This is a genomic window from Ructibacterium gallinarum, from assembly GCF_014982785.1.
Lineage (GTDB): Bacteria > Bacillota > Clostridia > Monoglobales > Monoglobaceae > Ructibacterium > Ructibacterium gallinarum.
Map to the genome: position 1 here is coordinate 1 of NZ_JADCKB010000017.1, position 16,265 is coordinate 16,265.

Genomic DNA, 16,265 nt, shown 5'->3' on the forward strand with positions numbered 1-16,265 from the left:
TGGCGCTGCAAGGAGCAATATTCTATTTAAAAGCACAGATTATTTTTAAACTACAGGATATTATGTATCAGACCGATACATTCATCGCTTTCCGGAAAAGTTTGGTCGCAGAAATGGCATCAAAGGTAAGAGAGCTTAACAGAGATAGTTTTGCCGTAAAACAACATCTGAAATATGTAGATCTATATGCAAACGAACAAAACTATGTTTCACTGACATACGAGGATACTCTTCTTATTCGCGATGAACTAGCTCCTCTCATTATCCCCGACGAAGACGAAGCAAGCGCCGTGCGCTTTGATGCTCTTATCTATGCCATTGAACTTGCACACCTTAACGGAAAAGGATACAGCCAACACAAAAACGACCTATTTAAAAAAGTCAACGCCATTGCAAGCGTTGCCAATATACCCGAGATTACCGCAAAGGCAGAGATCATTCATCAAATTCTACATACCGATTTCTTGGATAACTGTGGAATCAACGAATTTGAAAATATTCGTACATCGCTTAGAGATCTGATGAAATATATTCCGAAAGACAGCAGAAAATATGATACCAATTTTGCAGACGATATTTTTACTACCGAATGGAATGTATCTGAGCTTGAAAATGATGACTTAAAAAACTATAGGGCAAAGGCAGAATTTTACATAAGACAGCATCAAGATAACCGAACAATTGCAAAGTTAAAAGGCAATATTCCTTTGACTGCCGAGGACATCTCCGAACTGGAAAAGATTTTATGGGAAGAATTGGGATCCAAAGAGGATTATACCGCAGAATACGGCGACAAGCCCCTTGGGGAATTTGTGCGTGAACTGGTTGGCCTTGATATGAATGCCGCAAAAGAAGCATTTTCAGAATATTTAAATAATACAAAGCTTGACGCAAGGCAGATTTACTTTGTAAATCAGATTGTTGAATATATTGTTCACAACGGTATAATGAAAGATTTGTCTGTGTTGCAAGACGCTCCATTCACAGATAAAGGCAGCATTGTAGAAATTTTTACAGACATGTCTGTGTGGTTAGGAATCCGCAGCGTAATTGATCAAATCAACAAAAATGCAGCAGCATAGGTACTAACAACAAAATAACCACACTACTTTTTACATCGGACTGAGCCCACTTTCAAAACATTCCTGATAAAAATAATTTATATAAAAACAAGGCAGTAGTCTCAAAGTAAATGAGACTACTGCCACGGCTGCTTGAGCTAAAAACTGACGCAGACATCAAAAATCATAGTTTGCTGATGATGGACAATTGTGCGGTTTTTCCTTATAAATTCAAATGTTCGTATGGGACAAATGTTTAACGTGATAAATCATATAATTTGATGAAAATTTTATCAAATCACAAATCCTATTAGATAAATCCAAATAATTATTTTGATAAAGATCAATTATGTATTTATGACATTGTTCTTTTTCTAAAGTATATCAAAATTTTAATCGTTTTAATCATCCAAGAAAAAAGAAAGCGATAGAAATTCTGCTACTCATTGGATGAGTGTTCCACAAATAAAAATGAATAATGGATAATGGATAATACCATATTAACTAATACAGAACTGTGAATAATAGAAGCAACCGTCACTGCTCATGCAATGACGGTTTATTAATACATATTATAGTGGACTCTACTAAATTTGAAAAGTGGTAAAAAAGTGGTAAAACAAGGTGCTATATCCTTACAAACCGCATAGATACGCCATTTATTTATCGATAGGCTTCATTGTCGGGATTTGAAATCCTTCTTTTATGTAAATCTTCACAAACACTCATAACCCCTCTGTTTAAGCCATTTCCAACAGATTTTATTTACATCTCTCTACACAACCTTGCACATTAATTAGGAAAATTGGTGTAAGCTTTGGTGTAAATTGGTGTATAGCTTAAATTACCATGTTACCAAAGTTTTTTTCAAAAGATGTAATTTCTTTTTTCTTTAAGTCCTTTGTAACATCCGTGTAAATGTCAAGCGTTGTAGAAATATCCTTATGTCCAAGTATATCCTGTATTACTTTTATATTTACTCCTTCCTCACACATACGCGTGGTAAATGTATGACGTAACGAATGGCAGCTGAACGGTGGCAGTAAAATCGGACTTTTCTCGTTACTTTTCAATAACACTTCGTCATTGCAATCACGGATTATCCTTCTGATTGCTTTATTCAAAGTTCCTTGATGTTGCACATCACCAAATCTGTTTACGAATATAAAATCCGTATAACAATCAATAGAAGCTTTGCAAGTTATCCCTATCTCTACTTGATTCTTTTTTTCGAGAAGAAATGCTTCCTTAACGAAATCCATCATTGGAATAGTACGTTCACCAGCTTTTGTCTTTGGAGTGTTAATTGCAAACGAGCATCCATGCCCATCACCTTTATTGTAATATACCAGCGTATGATTGATGTCAATAAGGCCTTCTTCAAGGTCGATATCACACCATCTAAGACCTATCAGCTCGCCAACCCTCATTCCCGTACCAAGCATAACTGCAAAGACAGGATACCAGTGATTGTATTGTTGATTTGTTCGCAAGTAATTAATGAACAATTTTTGCTCATCGACAGTTAAGGCTTTACGTTTCTCTCTTGTAAAGTTATGAGCTTTTTTTAACTCTTTTAACATATTTTCGGTAGGATTAGTGCGTATAATATTGTCATCAACCGCCATACTAAAACTCTGATGTAAAATATTGTGGACAGTATCAATCGTAGCAACCTTCAGGATTCTATCATCTGCAAGTTTATTATAAAATCTCTTTACATCAGATTTCTTCACTGCTGTTACTCGCAATTTTCCAAAACTCGGACGGACAAACATATTATACATATATTTGTAATTTTGTAAAGTGTTATCCTTAATCCCTCGTTTTAAATCACACCACATATCAAAAAGCTCATTAACGGTAATTTGACGTGTTTCCGTTTTTATACCGTCACGTTGATCAATTTTGGCTAATTCTGCTTTCTCACGCAACTCTTCAAGAGTATTTGCATAAATATCATGTCTGCGACCATCCTTTGATGTCCAGCGATAACTGTATGTACCGTCAGATCGTTGCGATTCTCCAGTACGAAGCGTAATTCTATTTTTATCTAACCTCCTATTATGTTTACTTTTGGGCGTTATATTTTTCAACACGTTATCGACTCCTTTTTCAATTCTCATTGAAAAGCAACGTCCACTTAGTGTATAAAACTATACCAGATTTACACCAAAAATGCAAGTGATTTTTCTATTAATAAGTAAATGTGCCTTACCTTTGTATAACTTTATATTTGTTAAATGGAATAGCTTTTCTCAATATACTCATCTAATTTTATTCTTTTAATTAATCGTTTGGTTCCAACCCACAATACAAATTCGCAGTCTTCCCTTGATGACAATGCTCGTAGTTTATTGATACCAATACCCGAATATGCCGCTGCCTCCTCAAGTGTCAAATTGCTTTTTTCCCAAATAGGTATTTCTTTCATTTCACGATACTCCTTATACAAAATATTGTTGTTTACTGCCAACGTTGCTGCTAATACAGGCTTGTGCGCAATATTATTTATTTTAATCAACCATCTTTATCAAGTCTTTTGCAGTACTTAAAACATCTTCTATCGACCTCGGACAAGTCGTCATAATATCTCCAATGCCCTTATTCGAACATCACAGCTACTTCCCCGCATCTGCACGGAGCGCAGTCATAGCGCAAGTATCATTATCCTCCATATGTATCATGGCATACAGATTTCCACATCTGTTTTCCGAACCGGCATTTATCGCAAGCGTACCGTTCGCCGTGCTCGCATATGGGTAACGTTAGAAGACGAGTTATTCAGTTGTCAAAGAGCAATTATTCTATTAAAAGTTTGGGTTTCTTTGGCGATGGTTATATATTTAGAGGGATACTTTCATCTTGTACCCAAAGAAACCCAAAGCTTTATGCAATTTTATAGGTATGAATAACTTGTATCAGCTTACTTTTTAGATAATCATGCAAATCCACATTTACGCCAATGATCTCATTACCGTCTTTGTCGTATAATGTCTGCGACGCCAATGTATTGATATATGGCTCATAGATAGCCACAAGTCTGTCAATTGCGATTTCATCGCCAGAAACCGCCTTTTGTATTAGCTCAAAACTTAAACCTCTGGTCATTTTGCATCATCTCCTCAATCATTGTTTTTAATAATTTTAGTGATTTATTTCTATTGTAATTCACCATTTGTTGGCTCATGCTAAGAGTGCGCCCTATCTCCAAATCGGTCATTTTTCCCCAATACTTGAGCAATAGTATCTCTCGATTGGATGGAGTAAGCAACTGCAAAGCCTCATACAGAAGTTCATTGCAAATTACTGCGTCAAACAGTTTTGTCTCTACAGTCTTCTGAAAGTATTCTACTGAATATGTATCTTCGAAATAAAGACGCTGTTCTTCTAAGCAACTAAGTTCCGAAAAATTTACAAAATGATTTCTATGGTTTTTCATATTCCGCTTTCGATATTTCAGTTCTTGTATCAACGCCTTTTTCACACAAGCATCAAACTTTCTCATCCATATTTCTTCTTTAGAAAACACAGTTATTTTCCTCCTTTTGTTCGGAGGTTCATAACTTGTTCCCATTAAGAAAGTGCAGCTACACTCAAAAATACAAAAGATATTAAAAAATTTATCCAAAAATTTTTTAATATCTCTACATAGCGCATTTATACGCCACTCACAAATCTGCATCTTGATACCTCCATTCAAATTTTTTGAGTGAAATTTGAATTGGAGATCATGGATATCGGGCGTAATACCAAAGCCGCTTTATTGCGCAATAATGAAAAATTGTAAACCATACAGCCAATATATTGCTTATTTAGGATGAAATTCCAAGTTCAAACCGTATGTGTAAGGGTATCGACTATTGTACCAATAAAAAAGCAAAATGCTCTGACACCGCATATTTTTAGCAGTGTCCGGAACATTTTGCTTTTTCGGCAGTAACGCAAACCGCCGATGAAACGCCCTCAGGCCGGAGTTTAGCTCCATATTAAATTCAATTTTTCTAAAACTTCATTTCCTTGTCATATCTTTTTCAAAACGACTTATCATTCCATCGCAATCATTTTTATCACGCATTTTCGCCGCTTCCCAAGTCGTGCTTATCCGTAAAGCTCACCTTAGCTTCGCCCTTTAATCCGTCCGACTCAAATACAATTATTTCATTTTTTCCTTTTTTCAATATACACGCCGGAACATACAAAGTTTTCTGCGGACCTATCTCCCAAAATCTGCCTATATTAAACCCGTTAATTGTCACAAACCCCTTTGTAAAATTATCAAGGCTCAAAAATGTATCTGCGATATCATTTACTTCAAAAGTACCTTTAAAGAACCCTGTTTTGATTTCTTCGGATTTAAATATGAGTTTATCAAGATTGTTCATCTCAAGCGGATATGCCTTCCACGAAAAATGAATTTTGCCGTCTATCAGCAATCTGCCTGCGATTCCTTTTTTTCGCATCATTTTGCTTCCGAAATTCGTTCTGCCCATATTCTCGACCAATATGTACATAGTTTCTCCGGCTTTGGCATTAATTTTTAAGGAAAGCTCTTCGTCATTTACATATACAACGCCCTGCAAGCAGTCTTCTATATACACCAATGCTCTGTCTCCAATGCTTTCAAAGGAAAGTTCCGCATCGACATAATCCCGGTTCAAACGGGTTTCATATAGTACATATCCATATCCTATGCCGTATTTCTCCATATTGAGAGGAACATTACTTTCAATAGGCGATGACAGCGCATTTATATTATCCATCAACTTTGCGGTTTGGCGCAAAGCCACCTTTCCGTAAGAGAGCTTCCTTCTGTTCGGCGGAACCTCGGGCAGCGGAGCTTCAGTATATCCTTGGATAACCTCCCTGATTGTCATATATTTTGGGGTAGTATCTCCGCATTCCGTAAGCAAAGCATCGTAATCATAGCTTGTAACATCGGGTGCGTATCTTTCATAGTGATTAGCCCCGCTTGTAAAACCAAAGTTGGTTCCTCCGATAAACATATACATATTGACACTGCCTTTTTCAAGCATATCGCTCACAGTCTTTGCATAGTCCCCGGCAGAGGTGGTATGATGCTCATCGTCGCCCCATGCATCAAACCAGCCATCCCACATTTCCATACACATCTTTGGCTGATTGGGATACAGTCTGTCATGATCTTTGAACCTTCCCTCAACGTCACTGCCGAAATTGAGTGTAGATATACAGCCTTCAACGCTTCCGTCCAGAAGATGAGCTTCCTCGGGGCCGTCGGAGGTAAACAGCGGAACATCAATTCCCCTTCTGCGATAACCTTCCTTCAAATATTTAAGATACTCCTTATCGTCTCCGTAATATCCGTACTCGTTTTCACACTGCAGCATAATGATAGGTCCTCCGTTAGTGCAAAGCAGAGGTCTTATTTCATCAAACAAACGGTCGAGATATCTGTCAAAATATTTTATGTATGTTTTATTCATACATCTTATTTCCATATCATCCTCGTTCTGAAGCCACCACGGAAGTCCGCCGAATTCCCATTCGGCACAAATATACGGTCCCGGCCTTACGATTACCATTAAATTATGGTCGGCAGCCTGTTTAATAAATTCCGCAATATTCAGTCTGTCCTCAAAGCAAAATTCTCTCGGCTTGGGTTCGTGCATATTCCATGCTGTGTATGTTTCAACACAATTCAATCCCATAGCCTTCATTTTATTAAAAATATCATCCCATGTGTCCGGCATATTTCTGAAATAATGTACCGAACCCGATATAAGCTTTATCGGATGTCCGTCACGAACAAATTGATTACCCGTTATATTAAATTCCATAAAATTCCTCCGCCAATATGCATTTTCACGATTTATACACTGCTTATTTTAAGTATATAATAAAAACGACGGCTTGCCAATAATGAAAAATTGTAAACCCTACTGCCGGCAACATATTTGTCTCAATAAATATCTCGCAGCGCTATCTTTGCCGTTTAATATCACCTCCCGGCAACACAAACAATACCATAGAATGGAATATAAATCCAGATAAATAAGAAAAATTTTATTGCCTTTTTTATACTAATGATGGCATATTATATTCCCTTTTCTTTGTTTACAGCGTATCAAATTTTGATACGGGACAGCTGCAAAAATTCTGCTATGGCGTTATGTATTCCGTTCGGATAAATACTCTTTACTGCCTCCTCTGTCTTTTCGTGTACATATTCATTCCATACAAGTACTCTTATCATAAATTTTCTCCTTCATATTTTGACAAAGAACCTTACTCTGACGCTAAAGGATAATTGATATAATCCTCCATTCCCTCAATATTTTTAAGTTCTTTTGCTATTGTTTCTGCCAGCAAATCAGAACCGTCCTTTGTAAGGTGAAAGTGATCGGTATACAGCAACCCCGGAGTCCACGTACCATCCTGATTTTCTGTTGCACTCACTACATTCATTGTCTTTTTGTTGACTTCCATATATTTATTAAGTGCATCACTATACAAAGTCGAAACATCTATAAAGTTAACCTTGTCGTTGCTCTCGTATTTTTCAACGACCCTTATTATAGCCTCTCTTGCCTCTTTCATAGGATAGTTACTCTCATTGTAATCCATACTGAATTCACTCTTATCTTTGGTCGTGCTCCATTTCGCCGGCGGAGGTGAAAGGATAATAACCGATGTCCCTTTCGCAGTTGCATAATCTATGATCTCTGAATACCACGCAACAACATCCTCCTCCTTGTACTGTACGTCATCATATTTTCTCGCCCAATATGTACCTTTGTTAGCTTCTGTGATGTCAACTCTTTTTCCGTCATTGCTGTAATCTACGTCATTAAAATAACTACCCGTCAAACGCCCCTGATTGTTTGTACCTAAGGCTACAATCAGATAATCACCCACGCCGAACCGGCTCTTAATGGTATCCCAACCGCACCATTTCTCCTTAGGAAGAAAGCTAAAATAACGTCCCTCCATCAGCATCTGTATATCGTTGCCGCCATGTCCGTGACGCATATTGGGATCACAGTCCATTTTTTCTTTATTAATATATGGCTGTATAGTTTCCTCCCAGCCGTACTGCACCCCCTGTGTCTTAAATTTGTTATCCATCAAGGAATCGCCGACAAGGATAAGTCTTTTCTTTCTTTCACGTGCCGTCTCAGGGTCAATTTCCTCCATCCAACCGAATTCCGTTACTTTTGCGGCATATACATTAGCTACAGGTCTTAAATTATCATCCCATACAAATACTTTGATATACTCCGCTCCGTCATAGGATACATTGGATTTAAACACTGTTGTATCTTCTGATACATTCCCCATTTCAACGTCCATCAATATGCCGTCAAGGTCGTAGGCTGCAACGTACACATTAGGAGCAGTTGTTATTCCGTCTTTTCTGTCAATCTGTACAGTTACAGTGTTATGCTGAACAGGTCTGGTGGGATCATCAGTGTTCTGGGTATCAACTGCAGACTTAACCGCTGTGATAGTGAAATCCGTTGAAGAGACAGGAGGCTCTCCGGTCAAGCTTTCCGGTATGTTGGCTAATCTTACGCCTGATACACCGAGTGCTTTTGTTTCGTCATATACCGGTGACTCGTTATAATAAGTCCCCTGAAGATCGCCCAGTGTCGAATAACAATTCACGATATCCTGTTTTGCCCCATTGAGATCTCTTTGTTGATAACCAAATCCGTATACCGTATTCAAATAGCTTTTGTTACCATAGTCCTCGCCTTGGTCATGCGTCACATTTATCGCATAACAGTTTTTAAGTTTCAAGTTGGTCGATTGGTTCTGTCCTATAAATCCACCTATTGCTACAGCATTACCTGCTGCAAGCTTTGTATCCTTCACGGAACAGTTGTTTATAACGCAGGCCCAACGTGTACAACCTATAAATCCGCCAAAGCCTTCTGTCTCTCTAGTGTCTGTCGTATTAATAACAACAGCGTTTTCTACATGACAATTCTCAATCGATGTGAAATCAACCTTACCGGCAAAAGCACCTGCACTTACTACTCTTTTACTTGTACTTCCGCCGTCTGCTATCATCTTATGATTTGCATAGTTAATTTTAATATTCTTTATCTTAAGGTTTTTGATTTCTACTTTCGACTGATCATTGTTTCCGGTAACGTTACCAAAAAAGCCCATATACTGCGGTATTAAATCCGTTAATTCCGTGCCGCCCGATGAAATTTTCAGGTCACTGATAGTATGCCCGTCACCGTCAAAATTACCCGTAAAGGCAGGTGTCTTACTGCTTTCGTTTTCATTTGGGATAACTCCGCCTAACGGAAGCCACTCATCACCACCATATGATATGTTTGCTGTAAGCTTATAGGAAGCAGCCGCATAATCGGCCGCATCTTCCTCAAATGAGTTAATCAATTCATTCATCTTTTCCAAATCAGCTTTCGTCGAAATCAGATAAGGATCACTTTCAGTTCCTGCCCCGCTAAACACACCGGGTTCAGCAGATATCTGCATTGGCATTGCTGTCATCGCTGCCATCATTATGAAAGCAGCAATTAGGCTTGTAATTTTTTTCATTGTACCACATTCCTTTCTTTTTATCCGCCAAAATTTTAATATATCAAACAAACGGTCTGTATATGAAATACTTTGGGGTCACTTTACATCCTGAAATAGCTCTGCACTACTCATCACAAGGGTTGATATTCTGTGAATATTCATTATACTTCTTATAACCCGGGTGCCTGCCTGTCACACCATAGTTCTTCCGCATATGGATAAGGCGGTCAATGTTCTCCCTCGAGATTTCCTTTGCGCCGCCCAAAAGTTCTGCATTCAGGCTAATCTTCGCAAATAACTCCATGGTTTCCATACGATAATACGCCGTAATCAAATCCGCACCTACCGTCAGCGCACCGTGATTCATCAACAAAACGGCATCGTGTTCCCCCAGATAGGGAGCAATGGCCTCCGGAACCTCATAGGTGGACGGTGTACCATATGGGGTTACAGGAATTGACCCCAATGCGATTACAGTCTCAATCATGGAATATTCATCAAGTGCCTTATGGGCAACCGCATACCCTGTTGCGGTCGGCGGATGTGCGTGTACCACTGCACCCACATCTTCTCTTTCTTCATAGCATCTCAGGTGCATCTTGATTTCCGAGGAGGGGCGGTAATCCCCCTCCGCCTCTAAAACATTCCCGTCCCTGTCAATTCTGACCAGCTTGTCCGGAGTGATAAAACTTTTGCTCATTCCCGTAGGCGTTGCCAGAAAACTTCCGTCCTCCAGCTTGACCGATACGTTCCCGTCATTGGCCGCAACCCAGCCAAGCTGCCACATCTTATGACACACATCGCATATTTGTTCTCTGATTTCCATATAACTTAGTTTCATAGCATAATCCATCCAATCTACCGTAATCTATTCAGGCTTGGTTTCCAGTTTCAGCGGAAAATCACCAAGCTTATTGATTTTGAACCCATTCTTCTTATACTCATCATAGTTAAATGCCTCAAGTTCATCTATTGCAAGCTTATGAAACTCATAGAAATTGTGCCACCATTCATATCCGCTGCCAAGCTCTGCATTCAGGTAAGCATCCGCTATATCGCAACCCATTTGCGGGGCAACATAAAACGCCCCCATTGCAAGTACATTCACGCCATTCCCGGTTATCGCTCTGAGTGCGGCAGGAACGCTTTCTACAACTCCTGCATGAACATGCGGACATTTGCTTGCTGCGATATGTATACCCATTCCGGTTCCGCAAAATATTAAAGCTCTTTCAAATTCTCTTTCAGATATCATAGATCCAACTTTTAGTCCCACTCTGTGAAACATCAAATCAGTATCATCGTCAGCGGAGTCAGCACGTACACCCACATCGGTTATTTTCCACCCTTTTTCTCTAAGGTGTTTGCAGACCGCCTCCTTTAAAGGATATCCGGCAAAATCTGCCCCTACAAGCAGCTCTTTATTTTTAATTGTTTTCATTTTAGCTCTCCTCTTTCTGTTACAAATTAATTGCTATATCTTAATAGTATTCTCTTAAAATATCTTTTCTCAATCAATTTTCATTCTTTTTTACTGCAATTTCACACTCAATCTTTATATCACCATAAATTCCGCCGCTTATCATATCTTGTTCATAACCTTGTGTCATTCTGTGATATGTCCCCAGCTGTGCCTCTGTATAATTTTTTTCATTATCAGAATATACGTACTCATTTGCAACGGAATTTGCAACGGTGAATACAACCTTATTTTCTCCTTTTTCCAGGATTGATGGATCAAATTTAATCCTGTATGGTGGATGCAAAGCATATCCTATATGAATGTTATTAATCTCAACAGCTGCACAACACTCAACCTGCTCCATTACAAAGTAAGCGTTTTCTATTTTGGCATCGGGAATTTTAAAATTTCCGGAAAAAGTTACTTCACCTGAAAAATCTTTTCCTAAATATTTTTCAAAACTAAATTCGCCAAAATATTCCTTGTGCAGCCGGCCGCTATTGGTTGCGAATCCATCCTCACATAACCGGTATCTTTTAAAACCTATTGAATTAACATTTTCGATTTTTACAATTAACCCTGTGCAATCTTCTGCTTTATAACTCAGTTTTTCATCCGTAAATACAACAATTATACTTTCGCCGCTTTCTAATTTAACATCAAAAAATGACCAATCATTTTCTGTATATGTGTTACAGCTTAAGTATTCCCCGGTTTGTATATCACACACATACGCATTGCGGATGTCAGGAATCCCTATTCTTGACTGTACAGCATCACCGCCTTCGTTATATAGAAAACAAATACGCTCTGTCGCTGTTTTTCTCATTGTGACCTTAATGTTTTTATAGCCATCAGACGACATATACAAAGGGGTTGCATCACTGCCAACTTTTTTTAATACGGTCATTATATCTTCCGGAATGAATTTATCATCAATCCAGTAAATATTGGTATAAACCATATCTCCTATTTCAATTTGATTTTCTTTTAGGGTTCCTTCCCTAACCGCATCGTAATCAATGATATCAAAATCGATACCGCAATTTTCCAGCTTTTCTCCAAGCATTTTATATTGCGCGGCACAATTTTTTGAATATTCTCCCCCTGCCAAAAGGCCGTTGACCGGGCAAAGCAGTGCCGTGTGAATTACAGTTCTTCCCCTTGTCATCATATAACATTTTCTCGCTGTTTCCATGTTAAACTGACTAAGCGCATGCGCAAGCGGGGCATTTTCCGAAAAATTGGGACGCTGTGCATAGGTCAGAAATCCACTTTTTCCATATGATATAAGCATTGGATTGATCAGATTTATCCCTCTGCTAATCTGATAGTTCACGACATATCTCATAATTTCATATGATATGGTTCCGTAAACCGAGAAACTTTCGGATAAGGCTAAATTTGTTCCATTAAGGTGTGCCGCAGAAGAAGCCACCCGGGGGAAAAATCTCAATACGGTATCCTGTTTCTCTTCCACACAGCATCCCGGCATAATCTGTCTTGCAATAACATCAATTCCCGGAATATCAAGCGTTCTAAGTATACTGATTACACTGCCGTATCCCAAATACCCTGCACTTTCCGCTACATGATCCCGATCCAGATGACCGACAGACAATAAATCATGCTCATTACAGTATTTCTTTATGCTTTCAAAATAGTTTCTTTTAAATATCTCGCCTATCATAAGCTTATATGCAATGAGATATTTCTGTTCTTCCTCCGTATGGTTTTTTTTGAAAACAATCTCATAAAGCTCGTTTAACGGAAGCTTATACCTTTTTTTCCATATTTTTTCAAATTCAGCAGTGCATGACGGCATTTCGGTTTTGGGTTCATCAGTAAAAAAGCAGCTACATTTGTTTATATTACTTAATTTATCAACATACTCATTATGTGTAAGTTTTATAAAACATTCTGTAACCTCTTTATTCAAAAGGTCTGTAATCCCATTTTGCTTATATTCCCTTCTGATTTTTCCATCGCTCTCATCGAGTTTTACCAATCTCACATATGGATTTTCAATATTCTCAGCGACTCTTCCACTTGCTTGTCCTGACGGCCACCCGCCTTCATCATACAGCCAAACTTCCATATCAAACTTTTTTGAAATCTCTATTGCATAATCCACATATTCAAAAAAGCCATCACTGAGATACGGCGGATAAAGCTTTGTTATCATAGAGTCCGGTCTAAATTCAGGAGGGATAGGAATAATATAGAATCCTTTTATATTTAAACGATTCATTTCTTCGATACCGTCTTTTATTTTTTCACGTGTCAGAACATCATTCCAAACCCACGAATATATCGGAAAATTTTCTTTGGGGGGATTAATAAATTCATCTTTGTTAAATTGATCAATCCTTTTTATACTGTCAAACGTAAACACCCTATTCCCTCCTGACAATTATTCTCAAAATTCATACATACTGAGATATTTTCGAGTATTTTCAAGCATTTTATAAAACAATTTATATGCATCATCATATGGAATATCCACCAGCGGATCACTACAAAATGCATCAAACGCAAGCTGAATATTTTTTTCTAAACCTGCACGTACAACCAGTTCCTGCTCTCCGACAAGTGAAGATAGCTGCGGGAACAACTCATCCGGTATGTTTCCTGCTAATACAGGGTTCACACTATCTGCTTTGAAAACAGCATTGGTTTCGACCACAACACCTTTCGGCAAATTAGGAATTTGACCATTATTGGGAAGATTTACATTTGTTACCATATCAGACAAACCCAACAGAGCACGTATTTGCTTGACTCCATCTTCGCCTGTTGCCGAGAATTTGAATTTCTCTTCACCTGACACCAGCCTTGCACTTCTCTCAAGTCTTTTTGCAAGATCTTTCTTTCTGTAATCAACAGAGGTGAGGCCGAATTTCATTTCTTGTACACGACTTGGATTTTCCAGATAATAATTTTTTTTGCAAAACTCTGCCAAATGACGATCCCCGGCAGCGGCAATATAATTATATCGTAAAAACAAATCCATTTTAACACGGTCCGCACTTAAAAATGAATTATTCATCCAGTTGTCGTCTCCGCCATTTTCGTATCCCGTTTCAGCATGAGTCTCACAAAAGTTCTTATATATCGGAAAAATATCTATGTTTTTATATTTCGCAGATGTAATCCATGTAAAATGATTTATACCCAAAACATTTGTACTTATTTCCTCTCGGGCAATTCCATCTATACCTAATTCTTCTTTGAGAACTTTACTCAAAAATTTCTGCGTACCAAAAACTTCATGGCAGCAACCAAAAGCCTTTATTTCAGGGAACACCTTATACAGTGTATTTACACATACTGCCATTGGATTGGTATAATTTATTACCCACGCTTTTGGACAATATTTTTTTATATTAAGCGCAATTTCTTCATACATAGGAATAGTTCTCAAGGCACGAACAATTCCTCCCGGTCCCGTTGTATCGCCGACAGATTGGTAAATCCCGTATTTTTCAGGCGTATGTACATCAGAATACATTTCATCGAAAGTCCCGGGCAAAATAGAAATAATAACAAAATCTGCTCCTGTGAGCGCTTCATCTATGCTTGCTACCGCCCGGTAATCCCACTTTGATTTGCATCCCTCAGTTTCTTTTGTTCTGTTTCCAATTATTTCATTGTGTTTCGCAGCTTCAAAGTCAATATCGTAAAGCAATACGCTTCCACTGATATCCTCCGTCATAGCAAGATCTGACATGAGCCCCCATGCCCATCCTCGTGAACCTCCGCCAATATAAGCAATCTGTATATTTTCTACACCATTATTTTTATACTCCATATCTTTTTCATCCTTTCCAATAATTTATATGTTTTTTCAAATTGTTGCAGTAAAATTGTTGCAATACCCATATGATAAAGCAATGCTGAAATGTTTCACTTAAATCATGAAACGTGTTCATTCAATTTCGTATTGATTTACTTATGTACTTAATATTTTAAAAATCAAAATATTCTTTTGCATTGTAATAACATATCCCTTCTACTATTTTTTTTAATATTTTTTCATCACTTGTATATTCGCCATCCTCTACCCATTTTCCGATTAGGTTACAGAGTATTCTTCTGAAATACTCATGTCTTGTATAGGACACAAAGCTTCTGCTGTCGGTCAGCATACCAACGAATCTTGACAGCATTCCGAGATTTGCAAGTGCTCTCATCTGGCTTTCCATTCCATCACGCTGGTCGTTAAACCACCAACCCGAGCCGAACTGGATTTTTCCGGGTATTCCTCCGCCCTGGAAATTACCCAACATTGTGCCAAGGACATAATTATCCTTTGGGTTCAAGGTATACAGAACGGTTTTGGGCAGTGCATCTTTCTTTTCGAGGCTGTCTAAGATTTTGGACAGTCCCTCTGCAATCTGAAAATCATTTACCGAGTCAAAGCCCGTATCTGCACCTAATTTTTCAAACATTCTTGTGTTGTTGTTTCGCATAGCACCTATGTGCAACTGCCATACCCAACCTCTTTTTGCATACTCTTCACCAAGATAAATCAGCTTTTCGATGGTCTCGTCACTCATATCGTCCACAGCGTGGTCTGACAAACGGCAGCCATTTTCGTGGAAGTAATCCATTCTCTCCGGGATATCGCAATTTATATCACTCAAATCGGGGCGGAAGGCAGGAACAACCTTTGTGCCAAAGTCCTTTAATTGCTTGTGATATTCCAAGGTATCATATGGTGCATCTGTGGTGCAGATTATCTCAACATTTGACTTACAGATTAGCCCCTGCACACGATATTCCTCTGTTGCAAGCAGGCTGTTCACCCTGTCCCAAATATCCTTTGCCGTCTCGGGACAAAGACCTTCGTCTATGCAGAAGTACCTCTTAAGCTCCAAATGCGTCCAGTGATACAAGGGGTTGCCTATTAAAAGCGGCATAGTTTCCGCAAACTTCTCCCACTTCTCATAATCGTCCGCATCGCCTGTAATAAATCTTTCGTCAATGCCGTTTGTTCGCATCTGCCGCCATTTATAATGGTCACCGCCCAGGAACAGCTCATATGCATTCTTAAACTGATAGTTTTCCGCTATCATTTTAGGGCTTATGTGGCAATGATAATCAATTATCGGTAAGTTTTTAGCGTATTTTTCAAACAGCATTTTGCCTGTTTCGTTGTGCAGCATAAAGCTGTCATTTATTATTCCCACTTGTTCCTCTTC

13 protein-coding genes are annotated in these 16,265 nt (G+C 38.5%); 1 reads left to right on the forward strand and 12 read right to left on the reverse strand.

The window, feature by feature from the left end:
* Nucleotides 1-1,082 (forward strand): type I restriction-modification enzyme R subunit C-terminal domain-containing protein (locus INF28_RS08515; protein WP_318961749.1); only part of this gene is annotated, 1,082 nt, incomplete at its 5' end.
* 818 nt (nucleotides 1,083-1,900) lie between these two features.
* On the opposite strand, the gene INF28_RS08520 is transcribed toward INF28_RS08515, so the two are convergent.
* The 12 genes from INF28_RS08520 to INF28_RS08570 all read right to left on the reverse strand — a co-directional run bounded on the left by INF28_RS08520 (nucleotide 1,901) and on the right by INF28_RS08570 (nucleotide 16,253).
* Complete coding sequence (locus INF28_RS08520) at nucleotides 1,901-3,187, reverse strand: tyrosine-type recombinase/integrase (protein ID WP_226393044.1); 1,287 nt, start codon at nucleotides 3,185-3,187, stop codon at nucleotides 1,901-1,903.
* A gap of 113 nt (nucleotides 3,188-3,300) precedes the next feature.
* Nucleotides 3,301-3,495, reverse strand: coding sequence for an excisionase (locus INF28_RS08525; RefSeq protein WP_226393045.1), 195 nt, complete (start codon nucleotides 3,493-3,495; stop codon nucleotides 3,301-3,303).
* A 455-nt stretch (nucleotides 3,496-3,950) separates the two neighbouring features.
* Nucleotides 3,951-4,172: a helix-turn-helix domain-containing protein gene (locus INF28_RS08530; RefSeq protein WP_226393046.1), complete on the reverse strand. Its 222-nt coding sequence runs from the start codon at nucleotides 4,170-4,172 to the stop codon at nucleotides 3,951-3,953.
* Nucleotides 4,150-4,569: a sigma factor-like helix-turn-helix DNA-binding protein gene (locus tag INF28_RS08535; protein ID WP_226393047.1), complete on the reverse strand. Its 420-nt coding sequence runs from the start codon at nucleotides 4,567-4,569 to the stop codon at nucleotides 4,150-4,152. The genes INF28_RS08530 and INF28_RS08535 overlap by 23 nt, the downstream gene beginning before the upstream one ends.
* 562 nt (nucleotides 4,570-5,131) lie before the next feature.
* A complete protein-coding gene (locus INF28_RS08540) occupies nucleotides 5,132-6,880 on the reverse strand; it encodes a glycoside hydrolase family 35 protein (protein WP_226393048.1) in 1,749 nt (582 codons plus the stop codon).
* Nucleotides 6,881-7,167: 287 nt separating this feature from the next.
* Nucleotides 7,168-7,296, reverse strand: coding sequence for a hypothetical protein (locus tag INF28_RS12875; protein ID WP_264175735.1), 129 nt, complete (start codon nucleotides 7,294-7,296; stop codon nucleotides 7,168-7,170).
* A gap of 32 nt (nucleotides 7,297-7,328) precedes the next feature.
* Nucleotides 7,329-9,617: a hypothetical protein gene (locus INF28_RS08545; RefSeq protein ID WP_226393049.1), complete on the reverse strand. Its 2,289-nt coding sequence runs from the start codon at nucleotides 9,615-9,617 to the stop codon at nucleotides 7,329-7,331.
* 106 nt (nucleotides 9,618-9,723) lie between these two features.
* Nucleotides 9,724-10,440 carry a class II aldolase/adducin family protein gene (locus INF28_RS08550; protein WP_226393050.1) on the reverse strand — a complete coding sequence of 239 codons (717 nt, stop codon included), beginning with the start codon at nucleotides 10,438-10,440 and terminating at the stop codon, nucleotides 9,724-9,726.
* Between the two features lie 27 nt (nucleotides 10,441-10,467).
* Nucleotides 10,468-11,040 carry an RpiB/LacA/LacB family sugar-phosphate isomerase gene (locus INF28_RS08555; protein WP_226393051.1) on the reverse strand — a complete coding sequence of 191 codons (573 nt, stop codon included), beginning with the start codon at nucleotides 11,038-11,040 and terminating at the stop codon, nucleotides 10,468-10,470.
* Between the two features lie 73 nt (nucleotides 11,041-11,113).
* Entirely contained in the window at nucleotides 11,114-13,456 is a 2,343-nt protein-coding gene (locus tag INF28_RS08560; RefSeq protein ID WP_226393052.1) for a glycosyl hydrolase family 2 protein, read from the reverse strand.
* Between the two features lie 24 nt (nucleotides 13,457-13,480).
* Nucleotides 13,481-14,872, reverse strand: a complete 1,392-nt coding sequence (locus tag INF28_RS08565; RefSeq protein ID WP_226393053.1) for a family 4 glycosyl hydrolase — start codon at nucleotides 14,870-14,872, stop codon at nucleotides 13,481-13,483.
* Between the two features lie 157 nt (nucleotides 14,873-15,029).
* Entirely contained in the window at nucleotides 15,030-16,253 is a 1,224-nt protein-coding gene (locus INF28_RS08570; protein ID WP_226393054.1) for a glucuronate isomerase, read from the reverse strand.
* Between the last annotated feature and the right edge of the window lie 12 nt (nucleotides 16,254-16,265).